Below are 23484 nucleotides of genomic sequence, written 5' to 3'. Positions count from 1 at the left end.
CTACTCCTCCTTTCTCTCTTCTTGCTGATTGTTTCGGCGCGGTGGTCTCCTTTCGCTTCCGTCGCGTCGCATCCCCCGTGCACGTTCAGTGCCCCGCAAGTTAGAGAAGCGTGCGTCGCCACTGCGTTCGCGAGCTGATTCGCGTCGTTCACCCTCTACGCGAGGAGTGCCCTCTCGTGCCGGTGTGCGGTTGCCTTGTGCTCGTCGTGCGGGCTGCATGGAGTCGGATGCCGTGCGGGAGTCTCCTTGTCTGTTGTCACGTGAGCCGTTGCGACCATTCCTGCGTTTGCGCGAGGTGAGAGCCTCATCGAATCGGGTGAGGCTGTTATCCGTGAGGATGTCGGACGACTCCTTTCCAGATGGTTCTTTCTTGTCGTCGAATGCAAGCGATTCGGGTTTGATACCCTGCTTGTTCAGACTGATAACCTCGAAAGCTCGTCTTGCCGAGATGACCGTTACATTGACCGGAGCGTTCGGAACGGTCGAATAAACCACCTCGCGACGGAATACATCCGCCTTGAAGTAATGATACGTCTGCTCCTTCGTCTCCAACGTTATCTCAGGACTGGGCATCTTCTTGCGTGCCTCCACGTAAGCATCCACTTCGTAGTTGAGGCAGCACTTCAGCTTGGCGCACAAGCCCGTGAGCTTTTGCGGGTTGAGAGCGAGGTCTTGATACCGCGCTGCACTCGTATTCACGGACACGAAGTTCATCTTCCAAGCCGAACAACAGAGCTGACGACCGCAAGGACCGATACCGCCTATGCGACCGGCTTCCTGTCGTGCTCCGATCTGCTTCATCTCCACACGGATGTGGAAGGTGTCGGCCAGCACGCGGATTAGTTGGCGAAAGTCCACACGTTCATCCGCGATGTAGTAGAAGATGGCCTTGTTGCCATCGCCCTGATACTCCACATCACCGATCTTCATGTCCAGATTCAGCTCTGCCGATATCTGACGCGACTGGATCATCGTGTCGTATTCACGCGCTTTCGCCTCGTGATACTTCTCCATGTCCCCGGGTCTGGCGATGCGGTACACCTTGAGCGGCTCGCCGTTGTGGCTGTTGTACCGATGCTTGCGCATCTGCAACTTCACGAGCTTGCCCGTCAGCGTCACCGTCCCGATGTCGTGTCCGGGGTTGGCTTCGACGGCCACTACGTCGCCTTTGTGCAGCTCCAGCCGCTCGCTGTTGAGGTAGTAGCCCTTGCGAGTATTCTTGAACTGTACCTCCACAAAGCCGCCTTCTTCCGCCAGATCCGGAATGTCACACAGCCAGTCGTAGGTGCTTAGCGGCTGCTGATGGCAGCCATTGCAAGCACTCTTACGCAGGGAGGTCGTTTTATTTTCTAATTGGTATTCCATCCGTCTATGGCAGTTAGCGTACGGCAGGGACGTGCCCGGCCATATTTATTTGGCATAGCTGACGGAGCGTGATTCGCGGATTACCGTGATCTTGACCTGACCCGGATAGGTCATTTCGTCCTGAATCTTCTTCGCTATTTCGTTCGACAGTGTCTCTACGGAAGCATCGTCCGTCTTGTCCGCACCCACGATCACGCGCAGTTCGCGTCCGGCTTGGATCGCATAGGTCTTGACTACGCCCGGATAGGACATGGCCAGCTGTTCCAGATCGTTCAGACGCTTGATGTAAGCCTCCACGATCTCGCGGCGGGCACCGGGACGAGCACCGCTGATGGCGTCGCACACCTGTACGATGGGAGCGATGAGCGACATCATCTCCACCTCATCGTGGTGAGCACCTACAGCATTGCAGATATCGGGTTTCTCCTTGAATTTTTCACAGAGCTTCATACCCAAGAGAGCGTGGGGGAGTTCGGGTTCGTCATCGGGCACCTTGCCGATGTCGTGCAAGAGTCCGGCACGCTTCGCCTTCTTGGGATTCAGACCCAGTTCGCTCGCCATCACGGCACAGAGGTTGGCCGTCTCGCGTGAGTGTTGGAGGAGGTTCTGCCCGTAAGAAGAGCGATATTTCATCTTACCGATCATGCGGATCAGCTCAGGATGCAGACCGTGGATCCCGAGGTCAATGACCGTGCGCTTACCCGTCTCGATCACTTCTTCTTCCACCTGCTTCTTCACTTTGGCTACCACTTCCTCGATGCGTGCGGGATGGATACGGCCGTCCTGTACCAGCTGGTGCAGTGCCAGACGTGCGATCTCGCGACGCACGGGGTCAAATCCGGAGAGAACGATAGCCTCGGGCGTATCGTCCACGATGATCTCAATGCCCGTAGCTGCTTCCAGAGCACGGATGTTACGACCTTCGCGTCCGATGATGCGTCCCTTGATTTCGTCACTCTCGATGTGGAAGACGGTCACGGAGTTCTCGATCGCCGTCTCCGTTGCCACACGTTGAATGGTCTGGATGACGATGCGCTTGGCTTCCTTGTTGGCCGTCATCTTGGCTTCTTCGATGATTTCGTTCACGTATGCCGATGCCTGACCTTTGGCTTCGTCCTTGAGGCTCTCCACCAGACGATCTTTTGCTTCGGCAGCCGAGAGTCCGCTGAGTGACTCCAGATGAGCCTGCTCGCGTGCCTTTATTTCGTCAAGCTCCGACTTTTTCTTTTCTATTACGTTCAGCTGGGCAGTCAGATTCTCACGCATGAGATCCATCTCCTGTCCCTTCTTGGTCATATCCTCTTGTCTTTGATTGAGGCTCTGCTCACGGCTTTTGAGTTTGCTCTCGACGGACTGCAACTTGCTGTTGCGTTGTGCCACTTGCTTCTCTAAGTCACCTTTGAGCTGAAGGAATTTCTCCTTCACTTCGAGTAGTTTTTTCTGTTTTATTACTTCGGCCTCGCGTTCAGCTTCGGCGAGGATACCATCCGTCCTTTGCTTGAGGAGCGTTCGAGTGATGAGCCAAACGGCACCGGCACCGACCACAAGCCCCATGAAAGTAAATAGTAAAAGTGTTCCTATTCCCATTGTATCGAATTCTTTTTTGATAGTAATCTAATATCTACACACGCTGCCGAAACCGGTCTCTACAACCGGCCTCGGTGAAAAAGGAAGTGGGAAACGATGGAAAGAAGAGCGTGAAAGGGGAAAAGCGATGCTATGACCTGTCACCCGTCTTAATAGCGTTGTAGGAAAGCCTCCAACTCGGCATTGAGCTTATGCAGACGGTCGTTGATCGGTGCTCGATCGGCATGTTTGCGCTCTTGAACTAAATAATAGGCACTATCCACCGCTGCGAGCAATAAGTGCCCGCCCAACGGCAGTTGAGCTACATTGGGGTATGATTCGCGATAGCGCATGATCCGGTAGTTGAGCCTGTCGGCAGCCTGCCGATATAGCGCTTCATCGTTACGCGGTATGGCCAGTCTGAGGCGACTGCCCTGAATGTTCAGCGTAATGTTTAGTGGCTCCGAATCTTTTGCCATCTACTTATTATTCCGTTTGTAACAGGGCTATGCACCTGTCTATTTCTCTTATCAATCCTTCCAGACGATGCTTGGACTGGTGTGCTTCTGCTTCGTTGGCGATGATCACCCGTGAGGTCAGCAACGTCTTGTTCTTCGTTTCTGCTATGTCCAAGGCCTGATCCTGCTGCACGATCTTCTCGTTTTTTGCAGCCAATTCGGCCCGAAGAGACGCGATTTCGTTCTGTTGTTTCTCCACCAGCTCCATCAGCTTGTGGATGTGGTATTCCAACTTCAACAGATCCAGTTCCTCTTCTCCGGTCATAGAATAGTCCTTTCTCCTTACAAAAGTAAATTATCCGTTCCAATTCCACAACTTTTGGCGCCAAAGCTCCCGCAAGGTTTTTCTATCGTTGGGAGAGTTACTGCCAATGCGATACGAGGCTGTGTCATAAAGGGCGAACTGCAGCGTTGCTTTCGAGATTCGGCTTCGGTCATATACTTGAGTATACTCCCATCACCCTCACTCTCGGCGCCTTGCATTTCACCCTTTCTAACACAACCTCTGAGGCTGCATCAAGATTTTCATTTTGACACACCCTTGTGTTTTTGAGGCGGAGTTTCGGCCCCTATTTCCCGTCCACGCGGTGATAGGTCTCTTCGAAAGGAATGCGGAAACGGTCGCCCCAAACGCCCTGAGGCGTCCTGATACCGCAGGAGACAATCATATTGATCTGTGCCTGACGAGGCAGCCCGAGGATTCTTTTGACTCGCAAGCTGTCGAAGCCCTCCAGCGGGCAGGTGTCGTAATCGGCTTCGGACATGGCGAGCATGAAGGTCTGAGCAGCCAGAGCGCAGCTCTTGTGCATAATGGTGTACATATCGGCCTCCGACACCTGACGGGGTACGGGGCGGAACAGTCCTGCCACCTGTATCATGCTCTTGCGAAAGGCGCCGATCAGACCGCAGCCACGAGCATAGAGAAAGGGGATGATCTTCCCGTAGTAGTCCTCCCAACGTTTGATGCGACTAGCATGCTTTTCGGTCGGGCTGTGGCGCTCCACATTGGCTCGTTCGTGGGTGAGTGCTGCTTGTGCACGCTGCTTCACCAGATCGGGGCGCACGACGAAAACGACCATCTGCTGCGCTGTGGTGGCGGCATCTTGCCCGAGGCAGGCCTGGCCGAGTACCCGGAGCTTCTCCGGACTGACAATGTGGTAGGCCTCCCATAGCTGCATATTGGAGCTGGTGGGAGCCAGAGTGGCCAGGCGGATACATTCTTTCACTCGCTCTGTTTCAATCGGTTTTTCTCTATCGTAGTGGCGCACAGCGCGTCTGTGCTGCAGGATCTCTTGTAGTGTCATCTTTTTGTTGAATTATAATCAGAAACGCAATATGGCGTATAGGTAAATAACTGTTTTATATCGGTTTTAGTTCGGACGAAAGGATGTATCGAGAGACGGGGAATGTGTTCCGATTTGAAAGGCTTCTTGGTTGTTCTTTTCTCTTTTTCGCGCGGGAAATGAAACGACTATGGCGCCAAATTCAGATGCGAAGACGCGCCAAATCTTTTTTGAAATGGCGCGTCTTTTGGGGAAAAATGGCGCCAAAACAAAATGGAAATGGCGCGAATTCTCTTGTGATTATGGGGCCTGTTTCGGCCGATTTTCGGCACGTTTTGATGAGAATCTTATAAGGGGCTGCCGCCTTCGCGCAGGATGGTGTAGGGATCCGTGGTGCAGTCCACGACGGTCGTCAGCTCGAAGGGGACAATGCCTCCGTCGAGCACCATCTCCACCGTGAGACCGTAACGTTCCTCGATGAGTTCGGGGTCGGATGCATACTCGGGCGTATCCACATCAAGCGGTAGCGAACTGGTGAGCAGCGGACTGCCGAGCGACTCTGCCAAGAGCTTTGTGAGGGGGTGCAGGGCGAGGCGGATGCCGACTTCCTTGCGGTTTTTGAAGACCTTGGGCAGCGAGCTGCCGGCGGGCAGGACGAAGGTGTACTTCTGTGCGAGGTGATCCTTGATGTAGCGGAAAGCCTCGTTGTCGATGCGGCAGTAATCGGCCGCCATGCTCATGTCAGTGCACATGATAGAGAGGCTCTTGCGCTTGGGATCCAGCCCTTTCAGTTCGCAAATGTGCTCTACGCTCCTGCTTTGCAGCGCATCGCAACCGTAGGCATAGCCCACTTCGGTCGGGTAGATAATCACTTTGCCGTCGCGCAGGGCGGAGACGGCACGGTCGAGTTCGCGTCGATTGGGATTGTCGGGGTAAATCTTGATGATCATAATCTCGATTTAGTTTAGGTCGAAGTAATGGGATAGTCTCGTGCTGTCCTCTCGTGTGAAGGCGGGCAACTTCATGAGCTGCGCCCATCCTTTGGGGCCATGACGGCTGCGCAGGAGACGCTTCAGCTCGCTGTGCTGGCGATAGTTGAGGTAGGGATGGCGGGGGAGGCTGTCGGGTGCCAAGCCTTGGAGGCTTATGCGCTGTGGGGACTGTCCGATGCGGAACCAGTCTTTGATGTCGACAAAGCGCTCGTAATCCATCCCATAGACTTCCTGTAGCTGCAGCACATGGTAGTAGCCACCGAGTCGGGAGCGATAGGCGACGATGCGACGGGCAAAGGTGGGGCCTATGCCGGGTATGCGGGTGAGGGAGGCCGAGTCGGCGGTATTGAGATCGACGACTGTGCCGCGAGGGTACTTTTCTGATGTGCGAGGGTAGGTCTCTTTGGCAGGAGGCCCCGCGTAGTCTGCTGTGGTGATGATGGAGTCGTGGCTCTTCCGAGGCAAGCGAGCATCGGTGTAACGGGACTGTGCAGGAGCTGCCGAGGAGGATTGGAGGGCAGTTTCTTGTGCCGGGGTGGCAGCTGAGGGTGTGGCAGAGGCGCTGCCTGCTGCCGGGCGGGCCTTGAAAACGAAGAGCCCGAGGATGACCATCAGCAAGAGCAATGCGCTGACGATGCTTTCCGATTTGCCAAAGTGGAAGAAGTCCTTCATCTCTCCTTGCTACGCTCTGAGGGGATTAGTCCGAAGTGAGAAGTCCGTCATGCATGCGCAGGATGCGATCGGTGCCGGCGGCCAACTTCTCGTCGTGTGTGACGATGAGGAAGGTCTGTCCCATCTCGCGACAGAGACGGAAGAAGAGGGCATGAAGCTCTTCCTTGTGGGTGGAATCGAGGCTGCCACTGGGCTCGTCGGCGAGGATAATCGCAGGCCGATTGATGAGTGCACGGGCAACGGCTATCCGCTGTTTCTCGCCACCGGACAGCTCGGACGGTTTGTGCGTGGCTCGCTCTTTGAGGTTCAGCTCGGCGAGCAGATGTTCGGCTTCGAGCGCTGCTTCGCTCCGGCTCATGCCGGCAATGAGGGCGGGTATCATCACATTTTCCAGTGCTGTAAACTCGGGCAATAATCGATGGAACTGGAAGATGAAGCCAAGCCGCCTGTTCCTGAACTCGGCCAGTCGGCGGTTGTTGAGCGTGGTGATGTCGGTGCCGTCTATGTGGAGGTGGCCACTATCGGCGCGATCGAGGGTGCCGAGGATCTGTAGCAGGGTGGTCTTGCCTGCGCCGCTCGTGCCCACGATGGAGACAATCTCTCCCTGCCCGATGACGATGTCCACGCCTTTGAGCACTTCAAGGGTGCCGAAACTTTTGCGGATATTTTGAGCTTCTATTATCATCGTTCAGTTAGTTTTTCTATTACGTATGCAGCTATCCTGCAGCCGAAGAGGGCGGGCATATAGGAGAGCGTGCCGGCCGTGGAGCGTTTGCATCGCTCGCCTTCGATTTCTACCACGGACTCCTCGTGCGGGAGTTCGCTGCTGAAGACAACGGGTACACCCCGCGAGATGCCCAGCTTGCGGAGCCGTTTGCGGACGGCACGCGCCAATGTACAATTGTAAGAACGAGCTATGTCGGCCACTTCAATGCAGGAGGCATCGCGTTTGGCTCCGGCACCCATGGCGCTGATGACGGGCAGACGACGCTGACGGCAGAGTGCGATGAGGAAGACTTTGGGGCTGAGCGAGTCGATGGCATCGACTACGTAGTCGTATGGTGAGGCGTCCAGCAGCTCCTCCATGGCTTCATCCTTGAGGAAGGAGGCGACGGGGTGTACTTTGAGAGAGGGGTTGATGTCCCGCAAGCGCTCGGCAAGTACCGAGACTTTGGACCGTCCCACAGTGCTATGGAGGGCGATGATCTGTCGGTTGATGTTCGATTCGTTTACGACATCGGCATCGACTATGGTCAGTTCGCCCACACCGGCGCGGCAGAGCATCTCGGCAGCGTAGCCGCCTACGCCTCCCGTGCCCACGATGAGCACGTGGGCATGGTGCAGCCTATCGACAGCTTGCTGCCCGATCAGCAGCTCGGTCCTCTCATCCCATCTCGGGGCGGAGGAGGGGGGATTGACTACTTCGGTCTCTTCTGTCATTTGATCCCCCTTTCGTCAAGAGCCTTGCGGTAGAGAGCCGCGTTGCGTTGGTGTTCGGCATAGGTGTTGGCAAATCGGTGGCGGCCGGAGAAGTCTTCGCGAGCACACATATAGAGGTATCCCCGAGGATTGGCGCGTAGCACGCTGTCCATTGTGGCGGGATAGGGTAGGCGAATGGGGCCGGGGGGCAAGCCTTTGTAGCGATAAGTGTTGTAGGGAGAGTCCGTCTGCAGATGGACTCCCAGCACACGCCGGATGGTGAAGTCGCCCACAGCGAACTTGACCGTGGGGTCGGCTTGCAGCGGCATCCCCTCGCGCAGGCGGCGGATATAGAGCCCCGCGATCTCGGCGTATTCGTCGGCCTTGGAGGATTCTTCCTCGACGATCGAGGCGATGATGGAGACTTGTATGGGGGTGAGCCCGAGAGAATCGGCTTGTGCCCGGCGGTCGGCCGTCCAATAGCGGTCGTAGTATTTCTTGAGCCTGAGGACCAGATCCTTGGCAGGAATGTCCCAATTGACTTCGTATGCGTCGGGCAGGAAGAGGCTATTGACGGAAGAGGGGCTGAAACCCAACGAGTCGCAGAAAGAGGAGTCGGCCAAGAGAGTGGAGAGTTCCTCGGGCTTCATCATCAGCCTGCCAGTCATGCGGCTGACAAGGTCCTCGCGGGTGCGAACGTGTCGCAGATGGAAGCGCACGGCGGATTGCTTGCCCCGTGCCAACGTTCCCAGTATCTGCATGATATTCATGCGGGGTGTGATGCTGTAGCGTCCCGGACGTAGTTTCTCCTCCAATCGGTAGTATCGGGCAGCGTGATGGAAGAAAGAGGGATAGCGTAGTCGGGTGTGCTGTTGTAACTGTCGTTCTACATCGTCCAAAGTGGTCGTAGGGCGAATGTGTACGTAGGTGTTTTCCTGAGCATGGCCGGCAGGGCTGAACAGCAAATAGGCCGTGCCTCCTGCTCCGATGACGATAAGCAGGAGCAAAGCAGTCAGCCAAAGGAGGATGTGGCGGCGTGTACGTCTTTTTCGATTGTTGCGTGAGGACGAATGTCTGTAGCTCGACCTCTTACGTCTTTTCTGAACCATGCCCAAAGATAAGCCAATTATCATTTTTGGCCCCATTTGTTGCTTTTTCATGGCACCACTTTGTCTCCGAACCGAATGCCTCCCCATACCTTCAGCAACATCTATTTGCACCCTCTCCTTCTATGCTCGGTATTCGTCCTATCACCGGCTCCACCATACTTGATACTATTAAGTGGTGGGACTTTATAGTATCAAGTGGTATGAGGTTATACTATTAAGTGGTAGGACTTTGTAGTATCAACTATTAAGGGGACATAGTGTTAAATGGCCGGACTCCAGAGGATAGGACACAAAAAAAGAGACTGTGCCGTAATTCGCTTACGACACAGTCTCTGAAGAATTGTTCGGGGAACGGATCCCCAATGGGTTTATTCTGCGGGAGCTTCTTCCATCTCCGGCTCAGTAACGGGTGCTGTGAGATTCTTACGCTCGGCAGTCGCCTTTTCGTAGTCTTTGCGAGTCATAACAACTAACTTGTCATAGTCTCGCAAACCGGTACCGGCAGGAATGAGGTGACCGCAGATAACATTCTCCTTCAAGCCTTCCAAGTAGTCGATCTTGCCACTGATGGCAGCTTCGTTGAGTACCTTGGTAGTTTCCTGGAATGAAGCGGCAGACATGAAGCTCTTGGTTTGGAGAGCAGCACGAGTAATACCTTGCAAAATCTGACTGGCAGTAGCGGACTTGGCGTCGCGCACCTTGACGATCTTGAGGTCTTTACGCTTGAGCATACTGTTCTCGTCGCGAAGCTTACGTGCCGTAACGATCTGTCCGGCTTTGAGTACTTGGCTGTCACCTGCGTCGATGACAACTTTCTTGCCCCATATGCGATCGTTCTCTTCCATGACTTCGAACTTGTCTACAACCTGCTGCTCCAAGAAGAGGGTATCGCCCGGATCGACGATTTCTACCTTGCGCATCATTTGGCGTACGATCACTTCGAAGTGTTTATCGTTGATCTTTACACCCTGTAGCCTATATACGTCCTGTACTTCGTTGACGATGTACTCCTGAACGGCTGTCGGACCTTTGATGGCCAAAATGTCGGCCGGAGTAACGGCGCCATCTGACAGAGGCGTACCGGCACGAACGAAGTCGTTCTCTTGTACAAGGAGCTGCTTGGACAGAGGAATGAGATACTTCTTTTCTTCTCCGAGCTTGGACGTAACAGTGATTTCGCGATTGCCTCGCTTGAGCTTGCCGAAACCAACTTCTCCATCGATCTCTGATACGATAGCGGGGTTGGATGGATTACGTGCTTCGAACAGCTCGGTCACACGCGGCAAACCTCCGGTAATGTCACCTGCCTTACCCACAGAACGAGGTATCTTTACCAAGATCTCTCCAACTTTTACCTCGTCGCCATCGTCTTTTACCACGTGAGCACCCATCGGAAGGCTATAGTTCTTGAGCAATTCGCCATTCTTGTCGATGATGCGAGCATAGGGAGCCATCGTCTTGTCTTTGGATTCGATGATGATCTTTTCTTTCAGACCGGTGGTTTCGTCGCTTTCCATCTTGAATGTGACGTTTTCTACCACTCCTTCGAATGAGAGTGTACCGGTAGCTTCCGATACGATAACGGCATTGAAAGGGTCCCACTCAATGATCTTGTCGCCTTTCTTAACCGTATCGCCCTGGCGGAAGAAGAGCTTCGCACCATAGGGGATATTGTGGTTGGCGAGAATGATGCCTGTATTGGGATCGGTAATATGGAGCTCAGTCATACGACTTACTACTACCTGATGCGAATCGTCCGAAGCTTCTACTGCTCGTAGTTCGTCGAAAGTGAGTACACCGTCGTATTTGGAGATCAAGCTGTTTTCTGTAGCCACGTTCGACGCGATACCACCGACATGGAATGTACGTAGAGTAAGCTGAGTACCCGGCTCACCAATGGATTGGGCAGCGATGACTCCGACAACCTCGCCACGTTGAACCATGCGGTTAGTAGCCAGATTGCGTCCGTAGCACTTGGCACAAACACCTTTCTTAGATTCGCAAGTGAGTACGGAGCGGATTTCGACTGCTTCGATGGGAGATTCCTCGATGATCTGAGCGGCTTGCTCTCTAATTTCTTCTCCTGCTCTGACGATAATGTCGCCAGTTGTCGGATGGATGATGTCGTGGACAGAAACGCGCCCGAGGATGCGTTCGTGTAGTGTTGTTACGACTTCCTCGTTCTGCTTGAGTTCGGTCGTGACCAAACCACGGAGTGTGCCACAGTCTTCTTCTGTGATAATAACGTCATGAGAAACGTCAACAAGACGACGTGTGAGGTAACCGGCGTCAGCAGTCTTCAAAGCGGTATCGGCAAGACCCTTACGCGCACCATGGGTAGAGATAAAGTACTCAAGCACTGACAATCCTTCCTTGAAGTTCGAAAGGATGGGGTTTTCAATGATCTGTCCTCCTTCGGCTCCACTCTTCTGGGGCTTGGCCATCAAACCACGCATACCAGAGAGCTGACGAATCTGTTCCTTAGATCCACGAGCACCAGAGTCCATCATCATGAAGACAGAGTTGAATCCGTCATTGTCATTGCTGAGTTGCTTGATCAAGACGTTTGAAAGACGACCATTGATATGGGTCCAAGTGTCAATGATCTGATTGTAACGCTCATTGAACGTAATGAATCCCATGCTATAGTCCTGCATGATCTGCTCTACTGCATCATAGCCTTCTTGGATCAATGCATCTTTTTCTTCTGGAATGAGGACATCTGCCAAATTGAAAGACAGACCGCCCTTGAATGCCATATAGTAACCGAGATTCTTGATGTCGTCCAAGAACTTAGCAGTAGTGGCTACTCCACATGTTTTGATAACGTTACCGATGATGTCTCGGAGAGCTTTCTTACCCAAAACTTCGTTGACGTAACCAACTTTCTTGGGTACGAACTCATTCACCATCAATCGACCTACCGAAGTCTCTACCATATGGCGAACGGACTCTCCATTCTCATAATCATCAACGTAAACTTTGATGGGAGCGTGGATGTCCACCTTACCTTCGTTATATGCGATGGTTGCTTCTTCCGGACCGTAGAAAACAAGACCATGCCCCTTTGTGTTGGGACGTAGCTTGGTGATGTAGTAGAGTCCTAATACCATGTCTTGAGAAGGCACTGTGATAGGTGCTCCATTGGCGGGATTGAGGATGTTGTGCGAAGCTAACATGAGCAATTGGGCTTCAAGGATAGCTTCGTTGCGGAGAGGAAGATGTACGGCCATTTGGTCACCGTCGAAGTCGGCATTGAATGCTGTACAGCTCAACGGGTGCAACTGGATAGCCTTACCTTCAATAAGTTTCGGTTGGAATGCCTGGATACCAAGTCTGTGAAGGGTTGGAGCACGGTTGAGAAGAACTGGATGGCCTTTCATGACAAACTCCAAAATATCCCAAATAACAGGTTCTTTACGATCAACGATCTTCTTGGCACTCTTTACCGTTTTTACGATGCCGCGCTCAATGAGCTTACGGATGATGAACGGTTTATAGAGCTCTGCCGCCATGTCTTTGGGGAGTCCGCACTCATGCATTTTGAGTTCGGGACCAACGACAATAACCGAACGAGCAGAATAGTCAACGCGTTTACCGAGTAGGTTCTGACGGAAACGCCCCTGTTTCCCCTTAAGACTATCAGAAAGGGATTTCAAAGGTCTGTTATTATCTGATTTAACCGCACTGGATTTACGTGAGTTGTCGAAAAGAGAGTCAACAGCTTCCTGCAACATACGCTTTTCATTGCGCAAGATAACTTCGGGAGCTTTGATCTCAATCAATCGTTTGAGACGATTGTTACGGATGATAACGCGACGATATAAATCATTCAAATCCGAAGTGGCAAAACGTCCACCGTCCAGCGGTACCAATGGGCGGAGATCAGGAGGAAGAACAGGGATCACTTTCATGACCATCCACTCGGGGCGGTTTATACCTTTGGAGGAGCGGAAGCTTTCAACAACTTGAAGGCGTTTGAGAGCTTCGGTTTTCCTTTGCTGTGAACCATCTGTGTTGGCACGATCTCTCAGTTCATAAGAAATTGAGTCAAGATCAACACGACACAAGAGATCATAGAGAGCCTCAGCACCAATCTTGGCAATGAACTTGTCAGGGTCAGAATCCTCTAAGTTCTGGTTGCCCTTATGAGTCCGTTCGATCTCGTCAAGTTTGTCGAGGTATTCCTCTTCAGAAAGAAGGTCGAGCTGATTTACGTTTTCAGCCACACCTGGCTGAATGACCACGTATCGTTCGTAATAGATGATTGCATCGAGTTTCTTGGTCGGAAGTCCCAAGAGATAGCCGATTTTGTTCGGAAGAGAGCGGAAATACCAAATATGTGCAACGGGCACTACGAGATGGATGTGTCCCATGCGCTCGCGACGAACTTTCTTCTCTGTCACCTCTACACCACAACGGTCGCATACGATACCGCGGTAGCGGATACGTTTGTACTTTCCGCAGTGACATTCAAAATCTTTTACAGGACCGAAGATTCGCTCGCAGAATAATCCATCACGCTCTGGCTTGTAAGTCCGATAGTTGATCGTTTCCGGCTTGAGGACTTCTCCGAAAGAGTTTTCGAGAATCTCTTCGGGGGAGGCCAATGTGATACGAATCTTGGAGAAGTTATTCTTTATCTTATTTTCTTTTCTGAAAGCCATAGTTCACTTTACTTGATAGGGATGAATGAAGGCAAAAAGCAATTGTATAAACTCTAATCTTGCGTTAGTCAAGAGAGAAACTAAGACCGAGTCCTTTCAATTCATGCAACAGTACGTTGAGAGATTCCGGGATTCCTGGAGTAGGCATTGGATCCCCTTTCACAATGGCTTCGTATGCTTTGGAACGTCCAACTACATCGTCGGATTTCACTGTAAGAATTTCTTGTAAGATATGTGATGCCCCAAATGCTTCGAGAGCCCAGACTTCCATTTCTCCAAACCGCTGTCCACCGAATTGAGCTTTACCTCCCAATGGTTGTTGAGTGATGAGTGAATACGGACCGATTGAACGGGCATGCATTTTGTCGTCAACCATGTGGCCAAGTTTAAGAAAATAGGTAACCCCTACTGTTGCTGGTTGATCAAACCGTTCACCTGTACCTCCATCATACAAATATGTTTTACCATCTCTTGGTAGACCGGCTCTCTCTGTCCAGCTATTCATATCCTTAAGTGATGCTCCGTCAAAAATGGGAGTTGCAAACTGGACATTCATTTTTCGTCCGGCCCAAGCAAGTACAGCTTCAAAGATCTGTCCTAAGTTCATACGAGAAGGCACACCAAGCGGGTTCAAACAGATGTCTACAGGTGTTCCATCAGCAAGAAATGGCATATCCTCTTGGCGCACAATCTTTGATACTATACCTTTATTCCCATGACGTCCGGCCATCTTGTCTCCAACTTGGATCTTACGTTTCTTAGCGATATATACTTTTGCCATTTGGATGATACCGGCGGGGAGTTCGTCTCCGATCGTTTCATCAAGTTTGCGACGTCGTAATTCCGCCTCAATCTCCTTTGAGTGCTTAAGATAGTTTATTGCAACAGCTTTGATCAGCTCGTTGGTATGGACATCATTGGTCCAATCGCTCAACTGGATTACATTGAAGTCAAGAGTTTCAAGCTCTTTTTTCGTGAATTTGCAGCCAGACTTAATTAGCTCAACATTTAAGTAGTCCTTAACACCGCAACACGTTTTTCCTTTTGTGAGCTCTGTTAATTTTTCGATTAGGCGATCATGAAGCTGTTGCTGTCTTTTCGCGTAGACTTCATCTAACTTGGCAATTGCCTCTTTCGTAGATGTCCGGCTTTTCTTCTTCGCAGCTTTAGAGAAGAGTTTTGTGTCGATTACAACTCCGCGCAGAGAAGGAGTCGCTTTAAGCGATGCATCTTTCACATCGCCGGCTTTGTCCCCAAATATTGCTCGAAGAAGTTTTTCTTCAGGAGTGGGGTCTGATTCACCCTTAGGAGTAATCTTACCAATCAAAATATCTCCAGGTTCGATATGTGCTCCAATACGAACGATTCCGTTTTCGTCCAAATCCTTCGTAGCCTCTTCGCTTACATTAGGAATGTCAGCGGTAAGCTCTTCGAGACCTCTCTTGGTCTCACGAACTTCAAGAATGTATTCGTCTACGTGTATTGAAGTGAAGAAATCTTCTCGAACCATGCGTTCGTTGAGAACGATAGCATCTTCATAGTTGTATCCCTTCCAGGGCATATATGCAACCTGAACATTGCGACCAAGAGCCAACTCTCCATTTTGTGTAGAGTAACCCTCTGTAAGAATTTGATTAGGGATCACCTTATCTCCTTTGGCGCAAATGGGTCGCAAGTCAATCGTTGTACTTTGATTAGTTTTACGATATTTGGGGAGATAGTAGGTGACAATGGCATCATCGAAGCTTACAAATTCTTCATCGGCTGTTCTGTCGTAGCGAATTTTTATGCAAGATGCATCGACAAAAACTACCTCTCCACTCCTTTCTGCAACGATTTGCGTACGAGAATCTTGTACTAATTTCCCTTCGATGCCGGTACCCACAATAGGGGCTTCAGGCTTAAGAAGAGGTACAGCTTGACGCATCATATTCGATCCCATCAACGCACGGTTTGCATCGTCATGTTCCAAGAAAGGAATCAAGGCCGCAGCAATAGATGCAATCTGCGTGGGTGAAACGTCCATTAGATCCACTTCGTTCGGAGTTACAAGAGGGAAGTCCGATTCATAACGAGCTTTTACGCGTTCTCGTATGAATTTTCCCTTTTCATCAAGCGGAGCATTTCCTTGTGCAACGGTTTTTTCTTCCTCTTCTTCCGCAGTATAGTATTTTAAGCCTTTGTCAGAGAAGTCTACTTGTCCATTCTTTACTTCTCGATAAGGAGTGGTAATAAAGCCTAAGTCGCTAATTTTAGCATAAACACAAAGAGATGAGATCAAACCAATGTTCGGCCCTTCCGGAGTTTCGATTGGACACAAACGTCCATAGTGGGTGTAATGAACGTCACGTACTTCAAAACCAGCACGTTCACGAGACAATCCACCAGGTCCTAATGCAGATAGACGGCGCTTATGCGTAATTTCAGCCAAAGGATTCGTCTGATCCATGAACTGTGACAACGCATTGGTGCCAAAGAATGAATTTACAACGGAAGAGATAGTCTTAGCATTGACAAGATCAATAGGGGTGAAAACCTCATTATCTCTTACATTCATTCGGTCGCGGACTGTACGTGCCATACGTGCCAAACCGATACCGAACTGGTTGTATAGTTGTTCCCCAACAGTGCGCACACGGCGGTTAGAGAGGTGGTCAATATCATCAACTGCTGCCTTTGAGTTAACCAATTCAATGAGGTACTTGATTATCTCAATTATATCTTCATTTGTCAAGACTTTGATGTCTGTATCAATACCTAGATTGAGTTTTTTGTTGATACGGTATCTGCCGACATCCCCCAAATCGTATCGCTTGTCTGAGAAAAATAGATTGGTTATTACTTCTCGAGCACTTGCATCGTCAGCAGGTTCTGCATTACGAAGCTGTCGATAGACGTAATAAAGCGCCTCCTTTTCAGAGTTACAGGGATCTTTCTGTAGTGTATTGAAGATGATACTGTAATCAGAATAGTTGGGGTCACTCTTGTGTAGAAGTATTGTTTGTGCATTTGAGCTTAAAATAGCTTCTACATGCTCTTCTGTCAGGGCAACCTCTCTATCTACAACGACTGTGATGCGCTCCATCGAAACAACTTCTCCCGTGTCTTCATCGCTCAAATCGTCAATATATGTATTGATTACGCGTGCAGCTAGTTTGCGGCCAATGTATTTCTTTAGGTTAGTTTTCGTAACCTTAACTTCTTCCGCTAGATTGAAGATATCCAATATAGCTTTGTCTGTTTCAAAACCGATAGCACGGAGAAGTGTAGTAACGGGTAATTTTTTCTTTCGATCAATGTATGCATACATGACATTGTTGATGTCAGTCGCAAATTCTATCCATGAGCCTTTGAAAGGAATGATACGTGCCGAGTATAACTTAGTCCCATTGGAGTGAAGGCTCTGTCCGAAAAAAACTCCTGGAGAACGGTGGAGTTGAGAGACAATTACACGTTCAGCTCCATTGATAACAAACGTTCCTGAGCTAGTCATGTACGGGATAGGTCCGAGAAAAACATCTTGAATCACAGTCGCAAAATCTTCATGATCGGGATCCGTACAATAGAGCTTAAGTTTGGCCTTTAGAGGGACGCTATAAGTGAGCCCCCTGCTAAGACACTCCTCTATAGAGTATTTTGGAGGATCAATATAATAGTCAAGAAATTCCAGAACAAAGTTATTGCGTGTGTCGGTAATTGGAAAGTTCTCTGCAAAAACTTTGTATAGTCCTTCTTTTTTTCTCCTTTCGGGAGGAGTATCTAATTGAAGGAAGTCATGGAATGACTTGAGTTGTACTTCGAGGAAGTCCGGATAAGAAAGCGGATTTTTGATCGAAGCAAAGTTGATTCTTTTGTTGTTTATTATCGGCGTCATCTAAAATTAAGGACTACTTTAACTTGGAGAAACTATAGACACGAAATGGTTAAGATCCCCCATAGTGGGGGGTCTTAACCAAAATAACCTGAGAAACAGGCCAAGGATGTTTATTTCAGTTCAACTTCTGCACCTGCTTCTTCGAGAGCCTTCTTCAGGGCTTCAGCAGTAGCTTTGTCTACGCCTTCCTTCACATTAGAAGGTGCAGCATCTACAAGATCCTTAGCTTCTTTCAAACCAAGACCACATTGTTCCTTAACAGCCTTAACAACCTGCAGTTTTGCAGCACCTGCACTCTTAAGAACTACATCAAAAGAGGTCTTTTCTTCCTCAGCCGCAGCGCCAGCGCCGCCAGGAGCTGCAGCTACAGCAACAGCAGCAGCGGCAGGCTCGATGCCATATTCTTCTTTCAGGATAGTAGCGAGTTCGCTAACTTCTTTTACTGTCAAGTTAACTAGTTGTTCAGCAATAGCTTTAATGTCTGCCATTTTATTTTGAGTATTAAAAGTTTTCAATTATGCTGTTGAATATTATTTCTCTTCCAAAGTCTTCAACACACCATGGATAGTTTGACCTGCCGACTGCAAAGATGCAATAACATTCTTGGCCGGAGATTGAAGCAAAGCAACAACGTCTGCAATAAGTTCGTTCTTGCTCTTGATAGAAACCAAAGCATCCAAGTTTTCTTTCCCGAGGTAGAAGCTTTCCTGCACATATGCGGCTTTAAGCCATGGCTTACCTTCTCCCTTGGTGTCTTTTGTGAACTCCTTGATAACCTTGGCAGGAGAATTTGCTGCCTCAGAAAACATAACAGCTGTATTCCCTTTCAGATAGCTGTACAATGACGAAAAATCAACATCACTAGCAGCTAAAGCAGCACGCAAGAGCGTGTTCTTTACGAGCACCAATTTTACTCCATTTTTGTTGCAGTTGCGACGGAGTTGAGATGTTTTTTCCGCATTTAATGCAGCGATATCTGTCAAATAGAAGTGGGGATATTGTCCGATGTATTCGGTCAATTGTCCTATAACTGCACCTTTATCTTCCTTTCTCATCGTTTCATTCCTTTCTTAATTTTCATCCGCAGTTTTGGGATCAATCTTGATGCCGAAACTCATTGTACTTGAAAGATAGATACTCTTGATATAGGTACCTTTAGCTGCAGTCGGTTTGAGTTTAATGATTGTGTTGATAAACTCGCGTGCGTTTTCTTTGATTTGCTCAGCAGAGAACGACACTTTACCGATTGAAGAGTGAACAATGCCAGTCTTATCGACTTTGAAATCGATCTTACCGGCTTTAACCTCTTTTACAGCTGCACCTATATCATTAGTTACAGTGCCACTTTTGGGATTAGGCATCAGTCCGCGGGGACCTAATACACGACCCAATGCACCGATCTTACCCATGATTGCGGGCATAGTGATGATTACGTCAATGTCAGTCCATCCACCTTTGATTTTCTCAATGTATTCATCGAGGCCTACATAGTCCGCTCCAGCTTCTTTAGCTTCAGCTTCTTTGTCAGGAGTGCACAATGCCAGAACACGGATCTGCTTTCCAGTGCCATGCGGGAGTGTTACTACACCGCGCACCATTTGGTTAGCCTTGCGGGGATCTACTCCTAGGCGTACGTCAAGATCCACCGATGCATCAAATTTTGTTGTTGTGATTTCTTTCACCAACGCAGATGCTTCAGATAATGAATACGCTTTCCCGGGTTCAATCTTGCTAAGGGCTAACTTTTGATTTTTTGTTAGTTTGCTCATTTTTGTAAGATTAATTATTTATTCCGGGAAATCCCCTTTAACCGTGATACCCATACTTCGAGCGGTTCCAGCTACCATCTTCATGGCCGCTTTCACATCAAAGCAATTCAAATCGACAATTTTATCTTCTGCGATTGCTCGTACTTGTTCCCATGTGATTTCTGCAACCTTCTTACGATTCGGTTCTGCAGAACCACCTTTCTGTTTGCTAACTTCTAACAGTTGAATAGCAACAGGAGGAGTTTTTACGACAAAATCAAAAGACTTGTCAGCATAGTAGGTAATAACCACTGGTAATACCTTGCCGGCCTTGTCTTGGGTTCTGGCATTAAATTGCTTGCAAAACTCCATGATGTTGATGCCTTTTGCACCAAGCGCAGGCCCAACGGGGGGTGAAGGATTAGCTGCACCACCTTTTATTTGCAATTTGATTTGTCCAGCAACTTCTTTAGCCATTGTTCTAAAATTATAATTCAGACACTCACTATGTCAATTCTGAAAGAATAAAGCCCGTAACACAGCGTTACTCTTTCTCTACTTGTACAAAAGAAAGCTCCAGTGCAGTTTTCCTTCCGAAGATTTTTACCATCACTTTAAGCTTTTTCTTGTCGGTGTTCACCTCTTCAACGACCGCATCAAAACCTGCAAAAGCACCATCTGACACCTTCACTGTTTCGCCCACCATGAAGTTGAGTTCATACTCTTCATCCTCATTGTCCAGTTGGTCAACTCTACCTAAGATTCGACTAACCTCTGACGGATGGAGAGGAGCCGGACGACCGTCTCCTAAGAACCCAATAACATTGGGTGTACTTCGCAATCGATGTTCTGTCTCGCCGGCCAAAATGGCTTCGACAAGTACGTATCCGGGCAAGTAAGGGCGCTCTTTGACAACCCTTTTTCCGGCACGCTGAGTCATTACCTTCTCGGTAGGGATCAGAACCTGAAAGAGATAATTTCCTAGATCGGAATGTTTCATTTCTGCTTCCAGATATTCACGCACCTTGTTCTCCTTACCACTAATAGCTCGGAGGACATAAAATTTTTTTTCTGCGTTTGTCATATCATGATAAGCGCGAAATGGTTAGAATACCAACTTGTATACCAACTCCATAACACGTTCGAAAACAGTGTCGACAACAAACACAAAAAGAGCAATGATTAAGGAAGCAATCATCACCACTACAGCGCTGTTTGTCAACTCTGATCTAGTAGGCCAAGAAACCTTATGTACAAGCTCATTATAGGACTCTGTTACAGAAGTACCTATTTTATTGAATAGTTTCATTGATTGAGATTTTTGCACGGGTTGAGAGACTCGAACTCCCGACACCTGGTTTTGGAGACCAGTGCTCTACCAACTGAGCTAAACCCGTTTGAAAAGAGCCCGATACCCCGATGAGGTATCGGACCCTTTATTTTATTGTGACTAGATGACTATTAGTCGATGAGTTCCGTGATCTGTCCGGCACCTACTGTGCGACCACCTTCGCGGATAGCGAAACGGAGACCTACGTTACATGCAACCGGATAGATGAGCTCTACCGTGATTGTTACGTTGTCACCAGGCATAACCATTTCAGTTCCTTCAGGAAGGGTGATTTCGCCAGTAACGTCAAGCGTACGGATATAGAATTGAGGACGATACTTGTTGTGGAAAGGAGTGTGACGACCACCTTCTTCTTTCTTCAAAATATAAACCTCAGCTTTAAATCTCTTGTGAGGCGTGATCTTGCCCGGGTGAGAAATAACCATACCACGCTTGATCTGATCTTTGTCAATACCACGGAGGAGAAGACCTACGTTGTCACCGGCTTGACCTTCATCAAGAATCTTGCGGAACATTTCCACACCGGTTACTACAGACTTCATGCCTTCGGCTCCAAGACCGATGATCTGTACTTCGTCACCAGTTCTTACGATACCAGTTTCGATACGACCTGTAGCTACCGTGCCACGCCCCGTGATAGAGAATACGTCTTCAACAGGCATCAAGAAAGGCTTGTCAATGTCGCGTTCGGGCAGAGGAATCCAATTGTCAACTGCATCCATCAGCTCCATTACTTTTTCTTCCCACTGAGGTTCTCCGTTCAATGCACCGAGTGCCGAACCGCGGATAACAGGTGTGTTGTCACCATCGAAGTCATAGAAAGAAAGGAGCTCGCGCATATCCATTTCAACGAGTTCGAGCATCTCTTCGTCGTCTACCATATCGCACTTGTTCATGAAAACAACCAGACGAGGAACGTTCACCTGACGAGCCAAGAGAATGTGTTCGCGAGTCTGAGGCATAGGTCCATCAGTAGCGGCAACAACAATAATAGCACCGTCCATCTGAGCAGCACCGGTAACCATGTTCTTCACATAGTCGGCGTGACCCGGACAGTCAACGTGTGCGTAGTGACGGTTTGCAGTCTGGTATTCAACGTGAGAAGTGTTGATCGTGATACCACGTTCTTTTTCTTCAGGAGCGTTGTCAATTGAATCAAATGAACGGAGTTCTGAAAGCCCCTTTTTGGCCAATACTGTAGTGATTGCAGCCGTCAAGGTGGTCTTGCCGTGGTCCACGTGTCCGATCGTACCTACGTTAACGTGAGGTTTCGATCTGTTAAAATGCTCTTTTGCCATAACCTTAAGTTCTTTGTTTTATTTAAGTTGTTTGTTTGTGCTTACACAAAAACGCTAACCACAATCAGAGCCGATGCCGGGACTTGAACCCGGGACCTCTTCCTTACCAAGGAAGTGCTCTACCGCTGAGCTACATTGGCAATCCGATGTCCCCTCTCGCCCGTAGCTTTGAGGAGTGGGCAGTGATGGATTCGAACCACCGAAGGCGTAAGCCAGCTGAGTTACAGTCAGCCCCATTTGGCCACTCTGGTAACTGCCCCTCGCTTTCCGTTATCCGATCGGTGACTACGTAATTTGCAGCCGAGGCCTCAATACGGATCAATGGAGGCGAATCGGCTGCAAATTTAGTGACATTTTCTAATTCGCCAAACATTCGGCGAATCTTTTTGGCTTTTGTCTTATTTTCTCTGTTCTTTCCGCTTTTCGAGTTGTCTCTTCAGTGCATCAATCGATAGGTCAATTGCCTCTTCGAAAGTGTCTGCAGTCTTTTCAGCAAATAAATCTTCTCCTGGAAGGTAAAGCCTGATGGATGCTTCTTTGTTCTGTGCTGTGTCTGGTTTGATCAGCTTTAGAATGGTTTCAGCACCGGTTATCTCGTCTGACAAGCGGCTCAGCTTGGTTATTTTCTTCTCAGCGAATTCTTTCAGTTGGTCTGTAGCATCGAAATGCAAAGCCTGAAATCTAAGATCTGTCATGGTTGTTTCTTTTTTTGCTCTTGGGTGAGCGTTATACATTTGTTTAAGTTGTTCGAACGAGATGTGTGTGTACTGCACTGTCGTGGATAAACTATCATGTCCTAAAAGCTCTTTGACCGACATTAAGTCTGCTCCGTGATTGAGCATTTCTGTCGCAAAGCTGTGTCTTAGGACGTGTGGGCTCTTCTTTGTCAATTGCGGTACGTCAGCCAGTGCCGAACGAACTATATTATAGACCACTTCGCCAGTGAGTGGCCTGCCATCCAAAGAAACGAAAAAAAAATTAGATTTCCCTACTTTTTGGTCGCGAATATCCCTGTACTCATTTATCATGCTTTTGAGTCTACTGCCAAAGGGAACGATTCTCTGCTTATTCCTCTTTCCTGTGATACGCATATTGCCGGCATCCACCTCTACAGCATCGTCTTTTAGATCGGCGATTTCAGAGCGTCGCAGACCTGCTTGATAGAGTGTTTCGAGTATGAGACGGTCTCGTATGGCAGTAAAGTCATCTTCGGGAATAGGACTATTTAGTAGCTGCTCCATTTGGTGATGAGGTATAAAGACCGGTAGTGGCAGCTCTTTCTTTGGGCCTTTCAGCATGCGGACGGGACTTTGCGATATCCGTCCTATTTTGACCATATATCTATAGTAGCTTTTCAGCGCGCTCAATCGGCGTTGGACGGAGGATCCTTTTTGGCCTGCTTCAATTAAAGAAAAGAGCCAAGCGCGCGCGACATCTTTGTCGCGTTCACTCGGCTCGAATGCTTCTCCCGTACGTTCACTGAAGAAAGCGGCGTAGCGATTCAAATCTTGTGCATACTCACTGACGGTCCGTTCAGAATCGTTTCGTTCGTAGCGAAGATAGTATAGGAATCTTTCAATTGTTTCGGGCGTTTCATTCATCGTCATGAAAGAGATTAGCCC

At 49.2% G+C, this 23484-nt stretch carries 20 protein-coding genes and 3 tRNA genes; all 23 read right to left on the bottom strand.

The features are described 5' to 3' along the window. Entirely contained in the window at positions 1 to 1365 is a 1365-nt protein-coding gene (ricT, locus tag C7382_RS03655) for a PSP1 domain-containing protein (protein WP_116678966.1), read from the bottom strand. Between the two features lie 45 nt (positions 1366 to 1410). Then, entirely contained in the window at positions 1411 to 2952 is a 1542-nt protein-coding gene (rny, locus tag C7382_RS03650) for a ribonuclease Y (protein WP_116678965.1), read from the bottom strand. A 149-nt stretch (positions 2953 to 3101) separates the two neighbouring features. Continuing rightward, a complete protein-coding gene (locus tag C7382_RS03645) occupies positions 3102 to 3410 on the bottom strand; it encodes a cell division protein ZapA (RefSeq protein ID WP_116678964.1) in 309 nt (102 codons plus the stop codon). Positions 3411 to 3417: 7 nt separating this feature from the next. After that, positions 3418 to 3714: a hypothetical protein gene (locus C7382_RS03640; protein WP_116678963.1), complete on the bottom strand. Its 297-nt coding sequence runs from the start codon at positions 3712 to 3714 to the stop codon at positions 3418 to 3420. 304 nt (positions 3715 to 4018) lie between these two features. Next, positions 4019 to 4753, bottom strand: coding sequence for a nitroreductase family protein (locus C7382_RS03635; RefSeq protein ID WP_116678962.1), 735 nt, complete (start codon positions 4751 to 4753; stop codon positions 4019 to 4021). A gap of 326 nt (positions 4754 to 5079) precedes the next feature. Next, positions 5080 to 5682 (bottom strand): L-threonylcarbamoyladenylate synthase, encoded by a 603-nt coding sequence (locus C7382_RS03625; protein WP_116678960.1) that lies wholly within the window; start codon positions 5680 to 5682, stop codon positions 5080 to 5082. 9 nt (positions 5683 to 5691) lie between these two features. Further along, positions 5692 to 6396, bottom strand: a complete 705-nt coding sequence (locus C7382_RS03620) for a ComEA family DNA-binding protein (RefSeq protein WP_116678959.1) — start codon at positions 6394 to 6396, stop codon at positions 5692 to 5694. Positions 6397 to 6421: 25 nt separating this feature from the next. Continuing rightward, entirely contained in the window at positions 6422 to 7081 is a 660-nt protein-coding gene (locus C7382_RS03615) for an ABC transporter ATP-binding protein (RefSeq protein WP_116678958.1), read from the bottom strand. After that, complete coding sequence (locus tag C7382_RS03610) at positions 7078 to 7836, bottom strand: tRNA threonylcarbamoyladenosine dehydratase (RefSeq protein ID WP_116678957.1); 759 nt, start codon at positions 7834 to 7836, stop codon at positions 7078 to 7080. Before C7382_RS03610 ends, C7382_RS03615 begins: the two co-directional genes overlap by 4 nt. Continuing rightward, positions 7833 to 8924 (bottom strand): endolytic transglycosylase MltG, encoded by a 1092-nt coding sequence (mltG, locus tag C7382_RS03605; RefSeq protein WP_116679059.1) that lies wholly within the window; start codon positions 8922 to 8924, stop codon positions 7833 to 7835. The genes C7382_RS03610 and mltG overlap by 4 nt, the downstream gene beginning before the upstream one ends. Positions 8925 to 9292: 368 nt before the next feature. Beyond that, positions 9293 to 13591 carry a DNA-directed RNA polymerase subunit beta' gene (gene rpoC, locus C7382_RS03600; protein WP_116678956.1) on the bottom strand — a complete coding sequence of 1433 codons (4299 nt, stop codon included), beginning with the start codon at positions 13589 to 13591 and terminating at the stop codon, positions 9293 to 9295. A 64-nt stretch (positions 13592 to 13655) separates the two neighbouring features. Next, positions 13656 to 17465 (bottom strand): DNA-directed RNA polymerase subunit beta, encoded by a 3810-nt coding sequence (gene rpoB, locus C7382_RS03595; RefSeq protein ID WP_116678955.1) that lies wholly within the window; start codon positions 17463 to 17465, stop codon positions 13656 to 13658. A 110-nt stretch (positions 17466 to 17575) separates the two neighbouring features. Beyond that, complete coding sequence (gene rplL / locus C7382_RS03590) at positions 17576 to 17953, bottom strand: 50S ribosomal protein L7/L12 (protein ID WP_116678954.1); 378 nt, start codon at positions 17951 to 17953, stop codon at positions 17576 to 17578. A 42-nt stretch (positions 17954 to 17995) separates the two neighbouring features. Next, entirely contained in the window at positions 17996 to 18520 is a 525-nt protein-coding gene (gene rplJ / locus C7382_RS03585; protein ID WP_116678953.1) for a 50S ribosomal protein L10, read from the bottom strand. Between the two features lie 15 nt (positions 18521 to 18535). Continuing rightward, positions 18536 to 19234: a 50S ribosomal protein L1 gene (rplA, locus tag C7382_RS03580; RefSeq protein WP_116678952.1), complete on the bottom strand. Its 699-nt coding sequence runs from the start codon at positions 19232 to 19234 to the stop codon at positions 18536 to 18538. Positions 19235 to 19252: 18 nt separating this feature from the next. Beyond that, on the bottom strand, positions 19253 to 19690 hold the full coding sequence (rplK, locus tag C7382_RS03575; RefSeq protein ID WP_116678951.1) for a 50S ribosomal protein L11: 438 nt from the start codon (positions 19688 to 19690) through the stop codon (positions 19253 to 19255). A gap of 67 nt (positions 19691 to 19757) precedes the next feature. Beyond that, positions 19758 to 20297, bottom strand: coding sequence for a transcription termination/antitermination protein NusG (gene nusG / locus C7382_RS03570; RefSeq protein ID WP_116678950.1), 540 nt, complete (start codon positions 20295 to 20297; stop codon positions 19758 to 19760). Between the two features lie 21 nt (positions 20298 to 20318). After that, the gene (secE, locus tag C7382_RS03565) at positions 20319 to 20522 is read right to left on the bottom strand and encodes a preprotein translocase subunit SecE (RefSeq protein WP_116678949.1); all 204 of its coding nucleotides are present in this window, start codon (positions 20520 to 20522) and stop codon (positions 20319 to 20321) included. A 15-nt stretch (positions 20523 to 20537) separates the two neighbouring features. Next, positions 20538 to 20610: transfer RNA gene (locus tag C7382_RS03560), tRNA-Trp, on the bottom strand. Between the two features lie 64 nt (positions 20611 to 20674). After that, positions 20675 to 21862, bottom strand: a complete 1188-nt coding sequence (gene tuf / locus C7382_RS03555; RefSeq protein WP_116678948.1) for an elongation factor Tu — start codon at positions 21860 to 21862, stop codon at positions 20675 to 20677. A 68-nt stretch (positions 21863 to 21930) separates the two neighbouring features. Then, a tRNA-Thr gene (locus C7382_RS03550) sits at positions 21931 to 22002 on the bottom strand. A gap of 36 nt (positions 22003 to 22038) precedes the next feature. Beyond that, positions 22039 to 22121: transfer RNA gene (locus tag C7382_RS03545), tRNA-Tyr, on the bottom strand. Between the two features lie 139 nt (positions 22122 to 22260). Further along, positions 22261 to 23463 (bottom strand): ribosome hibernation-promoting factor, HPF/YfiA family, encoded by a 1203-nt coding sequence (gene hpf, locus C7382_RS03540; RefSeq protein WP_116679058.1) that lies wholly within the window; start codon positions 23461 to 23463, stop codon positions 22261 to 22263. Between the last annotated feature and the right edge of the window lie 21 nt (positions 23464 to 23484).

Source organism: Porphyromonas loveana (assembly GCF_003096695.1).
Taxonomy (GTDB): Bacteria; Bacteroidota; Bacteroidia; order Bacteroidales; family Porphyromonadaceae; genus Porphyromonas; species Porphyromonas loveana.
This window is presented reverse-complemented; position numbering and strand designations above follow the sequence as displayed.